The 14,405-nt window shown below is 73.8% G+C and carries 9 protein-coding genes and 1 pseudogene; 8 read left to right on the forward strand and 2 right to left on the reverse strand.

Features of this window, described 5'->3' with window-relative positions; genetic code table 11:
• Positions 1–799: DNA-formamidopyrimidine glycosylase family protein (locus tag PSR1_RS14755; protein WP_059438273.1), on the forward strand; the 799-nt coding region annotated here is incomplete at its 5' end.
• Positions 800–807: 8 nt separating this feature from the next.
• Here the strand turns inward: PSR1_RS14755 and PSR1_RS14760 are convergent.
• Positions 808–3,099 carry a CHASE domain-containing protein gene (locus PSR1_RS14760; RefSeq protein ID WP_059438274.1) on the reverse strand — a complete coding sequence of 764 codons (2,292 nt, stop codon included), beginning with the start codon at positions 3,097–3,099 and terminating at the stop codon, positions 808–810.
• Between the two features lie 477 nt (positions 3,100–3,576).
• On the opposite strand from PSR1_RS14760, the gene fdnG reads away from it, so the two are divergent.
• From fdnG to PSR1_RS14780, 3 genes are all read left to right on the forward strand, one after another.
• The gene (gene fdnG / locus PSR1_RS14770) at positions 3,577–6,639 is read left to right on the forward strand and encodes a formate dehydrogenase-N subunit alpha (protein WP_152643362.1); all 3,063 of its coding nucleotides are present in this window, start codon (positions 3,577–3,579) and stop codon (positions 6,637–6,639) included.
• A gap of 27 nt (positions 6,640–6,666) precedes the next feature.
• Positions 6,667–8,862, forward strand: a complete 2,196-nt coding sequence (locus PSR1_RS14775; protein WP_059438277.1) for a 4Fe-4S dicluster domain-containing protein — start codon at positions 6,667–6,669, stop codon at positions 8,860–8,862.
• A gap of 85 nt (positions 8,863–8,947) precedes the next feature.
• Positions 8,948–9,778 carry a formate dehydrogenase accessory protein FdhE gene (locus tag PSR1_RS14780; RefSeq protein WP_059438278.1) on the forward strand — a complete coding sequence of 277 codons (831 nt, stop codon included), beginning with the start codon at positions 8,948–8,950 and terminating at the stop codon, positions 9,776–9,778.
• A 58-nt stretch (positions 9,779–9,836) separates the two neighbouring features.
• Here PSR1_RS14780 and PSR1_RS14785 read toward each other — a convergent pair whose 3' ends face one another.
• The gene (locus tag PSR1_RS14785; protein WP_059438279.1) at positions 9,837–11,021 is read right to left on the reverse strand and encodes a 6-phosphofructokinase; all 1,185 of its coding nucleotides are present in this window, start codon (positions 11,019–11,021) and stop codon (positions 9,837–9,839) included.
• Positions 11,022–11,153: 132 nt separating this feature from the next.
• Between PSR1_RS14785 and PSR1_RS14790 the strand changes: the two genes are divergently transcribed.
• The 4 genes and pseudogenes from PSR1_RS14790 to PSR1_RS14805 all read left to right on the forward strand — a co-directional run.
• Positions 11,154–12,230 (forward strand): PLP-dependent aspartate aminotransferase family protein, encoded by a 1,077-nt coding sequence (locus PSR1_RS14790; RefSeq protein ID WP_059438280.1) that lies wholly within the window; start codon positions 11,154–11,156, stop codon positions 12,228–12,230.
• 63 nt (positions 12,231–12,293) lie between these two features.
• Positions 12,294–13,451 (forward strand): DUF748 domain-containing protein, encoded by a 1,158-nt coding sequence (locus tag PSR1_RS14795; RefSeq protein ID WP_059438281.1) that lies wholly within the window; start codon positions 12,294–12,296, stop codon positions 13,449–13,451.
• Entirely contained in the window at positions 13,448–13,858 is a 411-nt protein-coding gene (locus tag PSR1_RS14800) for a peptidoglycan-binding domain-containing protein (protein ID WP_059438282.1), read from the forward strand. Before PSR1_RS14795 ends, PSR1_RS14800 begins: the two co-directional genes overlap by 4 nt.
• A 40-nt stretch (positions 13,859–13,898) precedes the next feature.
• A pseudogene (locus tag PSR1_RS14805) lies at positions 13,899–14,405 on the forward strand (hypothetical protein); the annotation flags it as partial.

A 14,405-nucleotide genomic window follows, 5' to 3' on the forward strand; every position in this document is an offset into this window, starting at 1 on the left:
TGCACGCGCGCTCGCCGGCAAGCCGGTGGTCCGCTTCGAGACGGTGCTGCCCCGGCTGGCGCGCGTGGACGCCGACGCGCCGGTGGCCGGGCGGACCGTGGAGCGCGCCGAGTCCGCCGGCAAGCACCTGCTCCTCCACTTCTCGGGGGGCCTGGTGCTCCGGACGCACCTGCGCATGAACGGGAGCTGGCACCTGTACCGGCCCGGCGCCCGGTGGCGGAGGCCCGCCTCGGCGATGCGCGTGCGGGTGGAGGTGCCGGACGCGGTGGCGGTGGCGTTCGACGTGCCGGTGGCGGAGTGGATCCGCGCGGCTGACCTGGGGCGGCACCCGGCGCTGGCGCGCCTCGGGCCCGACCTGCTCTCGCCCGCGTTCGACGAGGCCGAGGCGGAGCGGCGGCTGCGGGCGCGCGGCGCGCTCGCCGTCGCGGACGCGCTGGTGGACCAGGCGGCGCTCGCCGGCGCCGGGAACGAGCTGAAGTCGGAGATCCTGTTCGTCGCCGGGGTGAGCCCGTTCCGGCGGGTCGAGGACCTCGCCGACGCCGAGCTGCGGGCGGTGATCGCGGCCGCGCGCCGGCTCATCATCGCCGAGAACGTCCCGCCGCCGGGCCCGGACGGCGCGGAGACCCGGCGTGGCGGGCGGCGCACCACCCGCCGCATGAACCCGCGGGAGCGGACCTGGGTGTACGGCCGCGGCGGGCGCCCGTGCCGCAAGTGCGGGGCGCCCATCGCCTTCGCGCGCCAGGGGCCGCACGCGCAGGCGACCTGGTGGTGCCCGCGCTGCCAGCCCGGGCCGGGGTAGCGGCGCGATCAGGCCGTGGGCGGCGGGCTGGTGGTGGCGGCCCCGGTCCGGTGCGCGGCGGCGGGCTCGGGCGCGCGCGACAGCGTCACCGTGAAGGTCGAGCCGGCGCCGGGCGCGCTCTCGACGCGGACGGTCCCGCCCAGCACCTCGACGATCTCGCGCACGATCCACAGGCCCAGGCCGAAGCCGCCGTAGTGGCGGCGCGAGACCGCGCGCTCGAAGCGCTCGAAGATGCGCCGCTGGTCGGCGGCGGAGATGCCGATGCCGTGGTCGCGGACCGAGAGCAGCGCGCGGTCGCCGTCGGCCCGCACCCGGATCTCGACCGGCCGCCCGGGCCCGTACTTCACCGCGTTCCCGAGCAGGTTGGTGAGCACCTGGTCGAGCCGCACCCGGTCCCAGCGCCCCACCACCGGCTCGGGCGCCTCCAGCGAGAGCGGGCACGCCGCCCGCGCCGCCTCCTCCTCGAACCGCGCCACCACGTCCCGCGCCACCTCGGCGAGGTCCACCGGCTCGAGCTCCAGCTCCAGCCGCCCGGCGTTGATGCGCGAGAGGTCGAGCAGGCTCGCCACCAGGCGCGTGAGCCGGTCCACGCTGCGCCGGATCACGTCCGACTTGCGCACCAGCGCCTCCGCGTCGCCGCGGCCGGCGCTGGCGCGCAGGCTGTCGGACTGGAGCGCGAGCGAGGTGAGCGGCGTCTTCAGCTCGTGCGAGGCGATCGAGAGGAACTCGTCCCGGACGCGCACCGCGTCCTGCGCGCGCCAGGTGAGCCGCGCGGTGTCCACCGCGGCCCCGAGCAGCCGGGCCAGGTCCTCGGCCAGGGCCCGATCGTGCGCGTCGAAGGGGCCGTGCGCCGAGAGCAGGGTGATGGCGCCGAGCGGCTCGCCCCGGACCATGAGCGGGACGCTCAGGAGCGCGTCCACGCGATCCTCGCGCATCCGGGCGGCGAGCGCCGGGGAACCCGCGAAGAACGGCACCCGGTCCGGCGCGCGGTCCACCTCGTGCGGCTGGCCGGTGGAGAGCGCGGCCGCCATCCCGGTGCGCGCCTGCGGGTCCAGCCCGGTGGCGGCGGCCGCGGCCAGCCACGCCTCGGCCCGGGCCGGGTCGCGGTGGCCGGCGAACCAGAGCGGCCCGGCGGGCTCGACCACGCAGCCCACGCACACGTCCGCCACCCGCTCGGCGGCGAGCAGGGCCACCTCGGGGAGGGTGCGCCGGTAGTCGAGATCCGAGGCCAGCCGCTGGCTGGCGGCGGCGAGGAACGCGGTGCGGCGCGCGTCCTGCTCGGCGCGCCCGCGCGCCAGCACCTCGGAGCGGGTGATCCAGAACAGCAGCACGGTGAGGGCCGCGCCCACGCCCAGCACCAGCGCCGGGAGCGCCCGGTCGGTGCGCGAGACGAAGGCGGCGGTGGCGGTGTGGCGCACCGTCCAGGTGCGGCCCGCCACCTCCAGGCGCTGCGCGGTGGTGAGCGCAGCCCCGCGGGCGGCGGTCCCGTCGTCGTAGAGCAGGGCGTCGGGCGTCTCGGCCTCGCCGTCGTACACCGCCAGCCCGAGGGTGCGCGCCGGCGCGTCGCCGAGCGTGGAGCGCAGCAGGTCGGTGGCGCGGAACGGCGCGTACACCCAGCCGCGCAGCAGGTCGCGCCGCTCCTCCGGCGAGCGCGGCGCGCGCGCGTACACCGCCAGGTAGACGAGGAACCCGGCCTGACGCTCGGTGCCGGCCTCCTGCACCAGCTCCACCGGGCCGGACGCGGCCACGTCGCCGGTGTCGCGCGCCCGCTCCATCGCCGCGCGCCGGACGGGCTCGGAGAACATGTCGAAGCCGATGGCCCGGCGGTTGCGCCAGTCGAGCGGCTCGAGGAAGACGATGCTGGAGTAGAGCGCGCGCTCGCCTTCGGGCCAGACGCGGTACTCCGGGTTCCACTGCGCCCGCACCGCCGTCACGTGCGCGCCGACCTCGCCGGGCCGCAGCGCCCGGCACCAGCCGAGGCCCTGGATCCCGCGGTAGTACCGGGTGAGCTCGATGCTCTGGACGTAGGTGCGGAAGCCGAGGCGGTCCGGCTCGCCGCCGGTCCCCTCGACGAAGCCGCGCGTGGCGCGCAGCATCGCCACGTACGCGTTCATCCGATCGCGGAGCGCGTCGGTCCCGGCCGTGGCGCGCTCGCGGAAGCGCGCCACCTCCTGCGCCTGGACCGCGGCCCGCACGTACTGCCAGGACGCGAGCGCGGCGGCGAGGCTGATGGCGGCCACGGCCGCGGGCACCGCGTGCGTGCGGAGGACGGCGACGGGAGGGCGGCGACGGTTGGGCATGGCCTCTGGCCGGGCCCGCGGACCCGCCTCGTCAAAGTATGCCCGTTGTGCGGCCCGGGCAGGGTGGGGATCGCGCGGGCGCGCCGGCGCGCGGCCGCCCGGCGCGCACCGATTGCGCCGGGGCCGCCGCAGGGGAATCTCGGCGCGTAATTTTCGTCCCCGTTCCGCGGCCGCGCCCAAATGCGCGTGGTCAATTGACCCCGGTCAAGCCGGTACCGGACCCGGGAAGTCCAGGGGCTTTCCCGCTCCCCCGGAACAGGTATTCCCGATTTCATGGACCTTTGAACTCGACTAGAGGCAAAATTCGCTCGGGGTCACGGGCACTTGCATCAATGTGGACCGATCGGTACAGTGCGCCCGCGTCGTGGCCTGGCGTACGCCCGAGGAGGCAATCCGTCGGGTGGCCCGGGCGGTGCACACGCCGCGTCCCGCGGGAGCAGCCGCCATCCGGATTGGCAACGAAAGGGAAGCACCACAATGACCCTGAGCAGAAGAAATTGGTTGAAGATTGCAGCCGGGGGCACGGCCGGGCTGGCGCTCGCCGACCTGGGCTTCGGCCCGGGTGAGGCGCGGGCCGCCACCGGCGCCCTGAAGCTGAAGGGCACCAAGGAGTTCACCACCGCCTGCAACTTCTGCTCGTGCGGCTGCGGCATGGTCGCCCACGTCAGGGACGGGCAGCTCGTCAACCTCGAGGGCGATCCGGACCACGCCATCAACTTCGGCGCGCTCTGCACCAAGGGCGCGGCCATGAAGGCCACCCACGACTCGCCGCGGCGGGTGAAGGCGCCCATGTACCGCGCGCCGGGCTCCGATCGCTGGGAGGAGATCTCCTGGGAGCAGGCCTACGAGAAGCTCGCCCGGAAGATCAAGGCGACGCGCGACGCGACCTGGACCGCCACCGAGCAGGACGGCGACCAGGAGTACCCGGTCAACCGGACCGACGCGATCGCGCTCCTGGGCGGCGCCCAGAACACGAACGAGGAGTGCTACCTCTTCAACAAGATGGGTCGGCTGCTCGGGACGAGCTACGTCGAGCACCAGGCCCGGCTTTGACACAGCCCCACCGTCCCCAGTCTGGGGGCATCGTTCGGCCGTGGCGCGATGACGAATGGTTGGGCTGACCTGCAGAACGCGAAGGTCTTCCTGATCGAGGGATCCAACGCCGCCGAGAACCACGTGATGGCGATGAAGTGGATCCGCAAGGCGCAGGAGAAGGGCGCCAAGGTCATCCACGTCGATCCGCGCTTCAACCGCACCTCCTCGATCGCCGACGTGTTCGCGCGCATCCGGCCGGGCTCGGACATCGCGTTCCTCTCGGCGGTCATCAACCACGTGCTCCAGAACCGCCTCTACGACGAGGCGTACGTGAAGCTGCACACGAACGCGCTGCTGGTCTCGAAGGACGAGTTCGGCTTCGACGAGGGCGTGTTCTCGGGCTACGAGCACGAGAAGCACAAGTACGACAACGCCTCCTGGGGCTACGAGCTCGACGCCGCGCGCAAGCCGGTGAAGGCGAAGGACCTCGACGACCCGCGCTGCGTGTTCTCGAAGCTGAAGAAGCACTTCGCGCGCTACACGCCGGAGGTGGCGGAGCAGATCTCGGGCGTGCCCGCCAAGCAGGTGGTCGAGATCGCGGAGCTGTACGCGAACAACCGCCCCGGCACGATCCTGTACGCGCTCGGGATGACCCAACACACCGTGGGCATCCAGAACATCCGCTGCTACGGCATCCTGCAGATGCTGCTCGGCAACATCGGCGTGGCGGGCGGCGGCGTCAACGCGCTGCGCGGCGAGCCGAACGTGCAGGGCGCCTGCGACATGTCCGTGCTGCACGGCTACATGTTCGGCTACCTGAACTACCCCGAGCACGTCCACACGACGTTCAAGGACTGGACGAAGTCCAACGGCACCTTCCGCGCGAAGATGACCGCGAACGGCCTGAAGGCGTGGTTCGGCGACAACGCCACCCCCGAGAACGAGTTCGGCTGGGCCTGGCTGCCGAAGAAGAGCGCCAAGAAGGACTACTCGGTGTACGGCATCCTCGACGCCGCCTACGCCGGGCAGGTGAAGCTGCTGTGGGCCCTCGGGCAGAACCCGATGGTCACGAACCCGAACCTCTCCTACGTGCACGACGCGCTGTCGAAGCTCGACATGCTGGTGGTGCAGGAGCTCTGGGAGACCGAGACCGCCGCGTTCTGGCAGCGCCCGGGCACCGACCCGAAGGCGATCCAGACCGAGGTGCTGCTGCTCCCGGCCGCCTACTTCATGGAGAAGGAGGGCACCATCACCGGCTCCGGCCGCATGGTGCAATGGCGGTACGAGGCGGTGAAGCCGCCGGGACAGGCCAAGACCGACATCGAGATCATCGACGCGGTCTTCCGCAAGGTGCGCGACCTGTACGCCGGCTCGGCGGATCCCAAGGACGCGCCGCTCGCCAAGGCCTCCTGGAGCTACGCCGCGGGCAACCTCGCCGAGGACGTGCTGAAGGAGATCAACGGCCGCGTGCACCGCGACGTGACGCTCCCGGACGGCAAGGTGCTGAAGGCGGGTGACCTGGTGGGCGGCATCGGCCAGCTGCAGGCCGACGGCTCGACCTCGTCGGGCGTCTGGCTGTACGCGGGCGTCTTCGGTGGCGGGAAGAACCTGTCGAAGCGCCGCGACAGCTCGGACAAGTCCGGCATCGGCTTCTACAAGGACTTCGCCTGGTCGTGGCCGGGCAACATGAAGATCCTCTACAACCGCGCCTCCTGCGACGCGAACGGCAAGCCCTGGCCCGGGACCATCCCGATCATCGCCTGGGACGAGACCGAGAAGAAGTGGAAGGGCAAGGACACGCCGGACGTGCCGGACGCCACCAAGGGCCCGGACACGCCCGAGGGCCAGCGCGCGTTCCGCATGAACGCCGAGGGCCTGGGGCGGCTCATGGCCGCGCCGTACAAGTCCTTCAAGGAGGCGAAGGACGAGCTGCCCGTCGACAGCTCCTACGTGCCGAAGGACGGTCCGTTCCCCGAGCACTACGAGCCGGTCGAGAGCCCGGTGGCGAACGTCATGCACCCGAAGGTGCAGACGAACCCGTGCCTCAAGTACCCGCGGGTCAAGGCCAAGCAGCCCATCGGCACGTCGAAGGACTTCCCGTACGTGCTCATGACCTCGTCCATCGCGGAGCACTGGTGCGCCGGGTCCACCACGCGCAACGTGCCGTGGCTGAACGAGCTGTTCCCCGAGCCGGTGATCGAGCTGCCGGAGAAGCTGGCCGCGAAGCTGAGCGTGCGGTCGGGCGACAAGGTGAAGGTGACCTCGGCGCGCGGGAACGTGACGGTGAAGGCCGTCGTCACCAAGCGCATGCAGGTCATGAAGATCGCCGGCCAGGAGGTGCCGGTGGTGTGGATGCCGTACAACTGGGGGTTCAAGGGCCTCAGCACCGGTCCGAGCACCAACTACCTGACCATCGACGCGGTGGACCCGGGAGCCGGCACCCAGGAGACCAAGGCGTGCCTCGTCGACGTCGCTCGCGTGGAGGAGGCCGTCGCCTCGCGGTAGGGGGCGGCGCGCTGAAAGGACACGACGATGAGCAAGGCCACGTTGATCGACACGACGTACTGCATCGGGTGCCGCTCGTGCCAGAGCACCTGCAAGCAGTGGAACGACCTCCCCGCCGAGCAGACGGTGCTGCTCGGCGGTGACAAGGGGCTCCAGAACCCCAACACGCTGACCTCCCGCACGTTCGCGGTGGTCACCTTCGACGAGGTGGAGGACGCGAGCGCGCCGGGCGGGCTCCGGTACGTGTCCACCAAGCGCCAGTGCATGCACTGCGAGGAGCCGGCCTGCGCGGCGGCCTGCCCGGTGACGGCGCTGCACAAGACCGAGTCGGGCGCCGTCGCCTACGACGCCTCGAAGTGCATCGGCTGCCGCTACTGCATGTGGGCCTGCCCGTTCGGCGTGCCCACGGCGGAGTGGGACTCGCTCGCGCCCAAGATCATGAAGTGCGACATGTGCGTGGGCCGCCAGGCGGCGGTCGCGCCGGAGGAGCGCAACGGCGTCGCGCTCGGCGCGGAGGAGCGCACCCGCCTCGCGGCGGCGTACGCCACCCCGGCGTGCGTCAAGCAGTGCCCGGCCGGCGCGCTGAAGTACGGCGACCGGGACGAGCTGCTGAAGGAGGCGCACGCGCGCATCGCGGCCAGCCCGGCCAAGTACGTGGACCACGTCTACGGCGAGCACGAGGTGGGCGGGACCAACATGCTGTACCTGTCGCCGGTCCCGTTCGAGAAGCTCGGGTTCCCGATGGACCTCGGCACCGACCCGCTCCCGCGCCGCAGCGCGGTGGCGCTCGGCGCGGTCCCGCCCGCGGTCATCGGGGTGGGCGCGGCGCTCGGCGGCGTGTACGCGCTGTCGAAGCGCAAGCAGGAGGTGAAGGCGAAGGAGGGGGAGGCGCACGAGCACCACCCCGAGTTCGCCCCGGTGAAGCAGCCGTTCTGGACCACCGCGAACAAGCTGCTCGCGGCGGTGATGGCCTGGGGCGCGATCTCCTTCGTGGCCCGGTTCGCCCTCGGCCTGGGCGGCTCCACCAACCTCAGCGACACCTACGCCTGGGGCCTCTGGATCGTCTTCGACCTGGTCTGGATCGCGGTCGCGGCCGGCGCGTTCGCCACCGCGGGCCTCATCTACGTGCTCCAGCGCAAGGACCTGTACTCCATCGGACGATCCGCCGTGCTGATGGGCCTCCTGTCCTACTCGTTCGTCACGGTGACGCTGCTCGCCGACCTCGGCCTGCCGTGGCACTTCTGGCGCCTCGGCACCGAGGCCCCGCACCACTCGGCCATGTTCGAGGTCTCCTGGTGCGTCGGCCTCTACGTCACGGTGCTCGCGTTCGAGTTCATGCCGGTGCCGTTCGAGCGCTGGGGCATGAAGAAGGCGATGGACGCCTGGAAGCGCTGGTCGCCCTGGTACGTGGTGGGCGCGGTGACGCTGTTCGTCTACCTGATGTCCCGCAACGTCCTGATCGCGGCCGCCGCCGCGGCGGTGTTCTCGGTCCTGGCGTACGCGTTCCGCACGCGCCCGGGCGAGAAGCCGGTGCCCATCCTCCTCGCCATCGCGGCGGTGACGCTGTCCACCATGCACCAGAGCTCGCTGGGCTCGCTGTTCCTGCTCATGCCCGACAAGCTCGACCACGCCTGGTGGTCGCCGGTGATGCCGCTCTACTTCTTCCTCTCCTCCATCGCGGCCGGCCTGGGCCTGATGGTGCTGGTGGAGATGTGGATCGCGAAGGCGTTCAAGCGGCAGCTCCGCGTCGCGCAGCTCGCCGCGCTGGGCAAGGTGGCGTTCTGGGCCCTCGCGGTCTACGAGGCGTTCCGCCTCGGCGACCTGGCCGTCCGCGGCCAGCTCGGGCACGCGTTCACCGGTCCGAAGGCCGGGCTGTTCCTCGCCGAGGTGGTGCTGGGCGGGCTCCTGCCGCTCGTGCTCCTCGGCTCGGCGAAGCTCCGTGAGCGCCCGGCGGTCCTGGGCGTGGCGGCGGCGCTCGCCACCGGCGGCATCGTGCTGAACCGCATGAGCGTGGTGGTGTTCGCGATGAGCCTGAAGGGCGCCATGCCGCAGGACTCGGCGCAGGCGTACCTGCCGAGCTCGGTCGAGTGGGGCGTCTCGCTCGGCCTCATCGCGGCGACCATCTTCCTCTTCGGGCTCGCCGTCCGGCACATGCCGGTGCTGCCCAAGGAGGAGCCCGCCAAGGCGGCGAACGAGCCGCACGCCGAGCAGGTCAGCGCGTAACGCGCCCGCGCGTACGCGACCCCGAAGCTCCCGGCTACCGGATCCCGGTGCCGGGAGCTTCTCTTTTCGCTACAAGGGTAGGTCCATGGACACGGAACTCCACGACTGGCTGCGCACCCACCCCTACCTCTCACGGATTGCCGACGTCCAGGGGAGGGTCGAGGACGCCGCGGCGCGCGCCGAGGCCGCGCCCCCGCCCGCGCCGGAGCAGTGGGAGGCCTACCGCGCCGAGTACGGGCGCGGCATCGCGCTCCTGCGCGCCGAGCAGGGGCGCCCCGACGTCGCCGCGCACGGCGCCGCCGCGCTCGAGCAGGTGATCACCGCGCTCGACGCCGCGCCGCTGCCCGACGCGGTCGCGGCCGGCGTGCGCGAGCTGAAGGAGCGCCTCGCCGGGCGCCCCGCCGAGCTGCGCGGCGCCGTCGCCTGGGTGCTCGACGGCGAGCACGCCGAGGCGCCGGCCCAGCCCGGCCTGCTGCGCTACCTGGGCTGGAGCGCGCTCCGCCGGGTGCTCGCGCCCACGGTGGCGGCGTTCCAGGCCTGGCGCGACGAGGACGGGTGGATGCACGCGCACTGCCCCACCTGCGCCGCGCGCCCGGTGGTGGCGCAGCTCGTCCCCGCGGCCGCCGGCCGCGAGCGCCGCCTCGCCTGCGGCTGCTGCGGGACGCGCTGGAAGTTCCGCCGCATCGGCTGCCCGTACTGCGGCAACGCCGCCCCCGAGAAGATCGACGTCTTCGAGGTGGAGGGCGAGGACGGCCTGCGCCTCGACGTGTGCCAGGGCTGCAACGGCTACCTCAAGACGGTGGCCCGGGAGGGCGCGCCGGATCTGCTGCTCGCCGACTGGACCACGCTCCAGCTCGACGCGCTCGCCCGCGAGCGCGGCTACAAGCGGCTCGGGACGTCGCTGTACGAGCTGTAGCCCGCGGGAGGGTCCGCCCGCCCCGGGCGCGTCGAGGGGCGGGCGGCGCCGCGGCCGGTCAGATCTTGTTCAGGAACACCGGCAGCCCGCGCTTGTTCGCGTAGATCGGCCGCAGGCGGTCGGTGTTGTACATGCTCGCCACGTCCACCTTGCGGGGCCCGAGCTTCGGGTCGGGGATGGGCACGAGGTCGTAGCGCCCGTCCACCAGCGCCGACATGAGGCCGCTCTTCCCCTCCAGCACCGCGTCGAACGCCATGGTGCCGAACGTGTACGCGATGAGCTTGTCGATGAAGTCGGGATCGCCCGAGCGCAGGTCGTAGGTCAGGTCGGAGACGATCGTCTCCTCGCCGGTGCGCCGCTTGATCTCGTCGGAGAGCGACTCGCCCACGCTGGCCTTCTTGCGGTGGCCGAACGCGTCGGCGTCGCCGTACTCCTGCACCGCGTAGCCCTCCCACTGCGCGCCCTCGGAGAGCACGATGAGCGCGTAGCCCGAGGGGTTCTCGCGCTTGTCGGTGACCAGCAGGTCCACCACGTGCTCGATCTTCGGCTTGTGCTCGGGGATGAGGCAGCGGATGGAGGTGACGTAGGCGGTGTAGAGCGAGGTGAACCCCGCGTCGCGGCCGAACACCCGGAACACGCCGATGCGCTCGTGCGAGCCGACCGTGGTGCGCTGGCGCTCGATGGCGTCCATGGCGCGGGTGATCGCGGTCGAGAACCCGATGCAGTACTCGGTGTTCCGGACGTCGTTGTCCATGGTCTTCGGGATCGCGATGACCTTGAACCCGAGCTCGTGGAGCCGGGCGGCGTAGGACAGCGTGTCGTCGCCGCCGATGGCGAGCAGGTAGTCGAGCCCGAGCGCCTCGAGGTTCGCGAGCACCTGCTTCGAGACGTCGTAGGTGGTGGTGGCCGTCCCGCCCTTGGTGCTGGTCGAGGTCGGGAACGACGTCCCCTGGAGGTGCGGCGGCAGCTTCTTCATCTTCGCGGGGTTCGTCCGCGAGGAGTGGAGGATGGTGCCCCCGGTCCGGTCGATGGTGCGGGTGTTCTCGCGGTCGAGCGGCCAGACGTAGCGCGCCTTGCTGGCGGAGTCGGTGAGGTCGAGGTGGGTGAGCCCCTCCCACCCGCGCCGGATGCCCACGACCTCGATGTCGTGCTCGGCGCCGCGGTAGACGACGCTCTTGATCACGCTGTTCAGGCCGGGGACGTCGCCGCCGCCCGTGAGGATGCCGACGCGCTTCTTGGTCATGGCCAGCATCCTAGCCGCGCCCGCGCGCCGGCGCTCGAAACCGGAGCGTGACGCGGGGTGGCCGGGCGGGGGCCCGGGGGGATCGCGTGCGACAGCTTGCCGCCGGGGCCGCCCGGGACGAGGATGCGCCGCATGGCCGCTCCGCTCCGCCCCGAGACCCTCGCCCTGCACGCCGACGCCGGCGTCGAGCCCTCGCCCGACGTCGCCCCGCCCATCCACCTCTCCACGACCTTCGACGCGGACAACCCCGAGGGCCTCGTCTACTCGCGCGACGAGCAGCCGACGCGCCGCCGCCTGGAGGCGGTGCTGGGCGCGCTCGAGGGCGGCGGCACCGCGGTGGTGTACGCCTCGGGGCTCGCCGCGGTCACCGCGGCCCTGCTGCACCTGCAGCCGCGCCGGGTGGCCATCGCGCGCGGCGGCTACCACGGGACGCACGCCGCCATCGACGCGCTGGCGCGGCTCGGGGTGGAGAAGGTCCCGCTCGACGCGCCGGTGGGCAAGGGCGACCTCGTCTGGCTGGAGACCCCGCGCAACCCGACCTGCGAGGTGCAGGACGTGGCCGCGCACGCCGCGCGCGCCCGCGCGGCCGGCGCCCTGCTGGTGGTGGACGGCACGTTCGCGACCCCGGTGCTGCAGCAGCCGCTCGCGCTCGGCGCCGACCTGGTGATGCACTCGCTCACCAAGTTCCTCTCCGGCCACTCCGACGCGCTGGGCGGCGTCCTGGTGGCGCGCGACCCGGCGCTGGGGGAGGCGCTGCGCCGCGCGCGCACGGTCGGCGGCGCGGTGCTGGGCGCGCTCGAGACGTGGCTCGTCCTGCGCGGCGTGCGCACGCTGGGCGTCCGCGTCCGCGCGCAGACCGCGACCGCGACCCGCCTCGCCGAGTTCCTGGCGCCGCGGGTGGCGCGCGTGTGGCACCCCTCGCGCCCGGACTTCCCGGGCCGGGAGCTGGCCGCCCGCCAGATGCGCGGCCCCGGTCCCATGCTCGCGTTCGAGCTCGGCAGCGAGGCCGAGGCGCGGGCGCTCCCCGGCAAGCTGCGGCTGTTCCGCGACGCGACCTCGCTCGGCGGCGTCGAGTCGCTCGTCGAGTGGCGGCGCAAGGTGGACCCCGAGGCGCCCCCGGCGCTCCTGCGCGTGTCCGCGGGGCTGGAGGACCCCGACGACCTGGTGGCCGACCTGGAGCAGGGGCTCCGCGCGGTGGCCGCCGGGTAGGGCGCCGGCCGGCTGGCGGCGCCGTGCCGGGAAGCGCCCCCGGGCCCATGCTCGAGGGAGGCCATGCGGCGCCGCACCGCCAGACGCCTCGCCGTCGCGCTCGGGATCCTGCTCGTCCTCGGGATCGCGGCCCGGCTCGCGCTCGATCCCATCGCGACCTGGCGCACGCGCAAGGTGCTGGCCGGCCTGGAGGGCATGCGCGGGACCTTCTCCGACGTCGAGATCCGGCTGCTCGCGCTCTCGTACGTCATCCACCACCTCCGCATCGTGAAGCTGGGCGCGGGCGGCGAGGCGCTCCCGTACCTCGAGGTCGAGCGCGCCGAGCTGGGCGTCTACGGGAAGGAGCTGCTGCGCGGCCACCTGGTGGCGGGCGTCGAGCTGCGCCGGCCCAAGCTGAACCTGCTCGTCGGCAAGGCGCGCGAGCGGACGCAGGCGGCGAAGGAGGCGCCGGAGGCCGGGCGCGGCCTGGAGGCGCTCGCGCCGTTCCGGATCGACCGGGCCGAGGTGAAGGACGGCGAGCTGCTCTGGGTGGACGGCCGCGAGCCCGAGAAGCCGCGGCTCTGGTTCCACGGCATCGAGGCCACGCTCGAGAACTTCGCCACCCGCGCCGCGCTGGCGCGCCGGGAGCCCACCGTGCTCGCCGCCCGGGCCACGCTGCAGCGCTCCGGCACGGTGTCGGTGTTCGCGACCGCGGATCCGCTCGCGAAGCAGCTCACCTTCGCCGGGCAGGGCGCGGTCACCGGGCTGCGGCTCGCGGAGCTGGGCGAGCTGCTCGACGCGAAGACCGACCTCGTGCCGGAGCGGGGGACGCTCGACCTGTACGTGCGGTTCCGCGCCGAGGACGGGCGGCTCTCCGGCGGCGTGCGCCCGCTGGTGAAGGACGCGGCGCTGAAGGCGGGCGCGCCGGACCTGGGGACGCGCCTCGAGGCGATGCTCGCCGACGCGTCGCTGCACCTGTTCTCGGACGAGCGCGGCGGGAAGGAGGTCGTCGCGACCACCATCCCGATCGAGGGGCGCGTGAAGGGCCCGCAGGTCCAGGCGGTGCCGACCATCCTGGGCGTGCTGCGGAACGCGTTCGTCCGCGGGCTGGCGGGCGGCCTCTCCGGCCTGCCGCCCCCGAAGGCGAAGGAGAAGCAGGGCACGCTGGAGCAGGCGCGGCGGGCGCTCTCGCCGGGGCACGGGCCGCCGCGGGCGCAGCCGAAGAAGGGAGCGAGGCGATGAGGGCCTGGCGCGCGCTCGCGCTCGCGACGGCGCTCGGCTGCGCCGCGGGCGGCAAGCGGGAGCCGGTGCGCCCGCCGCCGACCGGCGGCGCGCCCGAGGCGCCGGACCGCCCCGAGGAGCGCGGCGTCCCCCCGCGCGGCGAGCGCCCGCGCGTGCCGGCCTCGCCCGAGGCGCTGCTCGCCCCCGGCGCGGTGGGCGAGATCCAGGACGCGCTGCGCGACCGCGGCTACCTCGGCGCACACCGCCGCGGCGAGCTCGACCGCGCCACCAGCGCCGCGCTGCGCCGCTTCCAGGAGGCGCAGGGGCTCGCGGCCACCGGCGCGCCGGATCGGGAGACGCTGCGCCGGCTCCACGTCGATCCCGCGCGGGCCTACGGGCGCGACGAGGGCTCCGGCGGCGGGTCGTGACGGCGCCCCCGCCGCGCGCCGCCGCTGGTACAGTCCGCGCGTGCGCTACTGCGAGGGACGCCCGGAGTCGGACGCGCGCCCGCTCACGCCCGGCGAGCGGGCCTGGGCGGAGGCGCTGCGGCGCCGGCTGGCCGTCCGCGCCGCGCTGGCCGCGCTGGTGGGCCCGCTGGCGCTCGCGAGCGTGCCGCTCGCCCCGTGGTTCGCGCGCCACGTCATGCGGCTCGGCGAGCGCATGGCCTACGCCGCCGGCACCGGGTGGATGGCGCTCGCGCTGCTGCTCTTCCTGCCCGCGACCGTGCTGCTGGTGCGCGACGGGCTCCGCGCCTGGCGGACGCTGGCCCGCGATCTCGACGACGGGCTCGCGGTGCGCTTCGGCGAGGGGGCCGGCGCGCTCGAGGTGCTGCCGCGGAGCGGCCGGGTGCTGCCGGGCGCGCGGGGCCGGGCGCGGCGGGTGAGGGTGGGCGAGGCCGCGGCGGTCCCGGCGGACCCGGTCACCTGGGCGCTGCCGGTCTCGGACGTGCCGGAGGCGCTGCAGGGCGGCGGCTGG

This window comes from Anaeromyxobacter sp. PSR-1, from assembly GCF_000964525.1.
Taxonomy (GTDB): domain Bacteria; phylum Myxococcota; class Myxococcia; order Myxococcales; family Anaeromyxobacteraceae; genus Anaeromyxobacter.

What these genes read in the sequence shown, in the direction of transcription:
- PSR1_RS14760 (WP_059438274.1), bottom strand. Translation starts at nt 3,099, where the DNA reads ATGCCCAACCGTCGCCGCCCTCCCGTCGCCGTCCTCCGCACGCACGCG.
- PSR1_RS14775 (WP_059438277.1), top strand. Translation starts at nt 6,667, where the DNA reads ATGAGCAAGGCCACGTTGATCGACACGACGTACTGCATCGGGTGCCGC.
- PSR1_RS14780 (WP_059438278.1), top strand. Translation starts at nt 8,948, where the DNA reads ATGGACACGGAACTCCACGACTGGCTGCGCACCCACCCCTACCTCTCA.
- PSR1_RS14785 (WP_059438279.1), bottom strand. Translation starts at nt 11,021, where the DNA reads ATGACCAAGAAGCGCGTCGGCATCCTCACGGGCGGCGGCGACGTCCCC.
- PSR1_RS14790 (WP_059438280.1), top strand. Translation starts at nt 11,154, where the DNA reads ATGGCCGCTCCGCTCCGCCCCGAGACCCTCGCCCTGCACGCCGACGCC.
- PSR1_RS14795 (WP_059438281.1), top strand. Translation starts at nt 12,294, where the DNA reads ATGCGGCGCCGCACCGCCAGACGCCTCGCCGTCGCGCTCGGGATCCTG.
- PSR1_RS14800 (WP_059438282.1), top strand. Translation starts at nt 13,448, where the DNA reads ATGAGGGCCTGGCGCGCGCTCGCGCTCGCGACGGCGCTCGGCTGCGCC.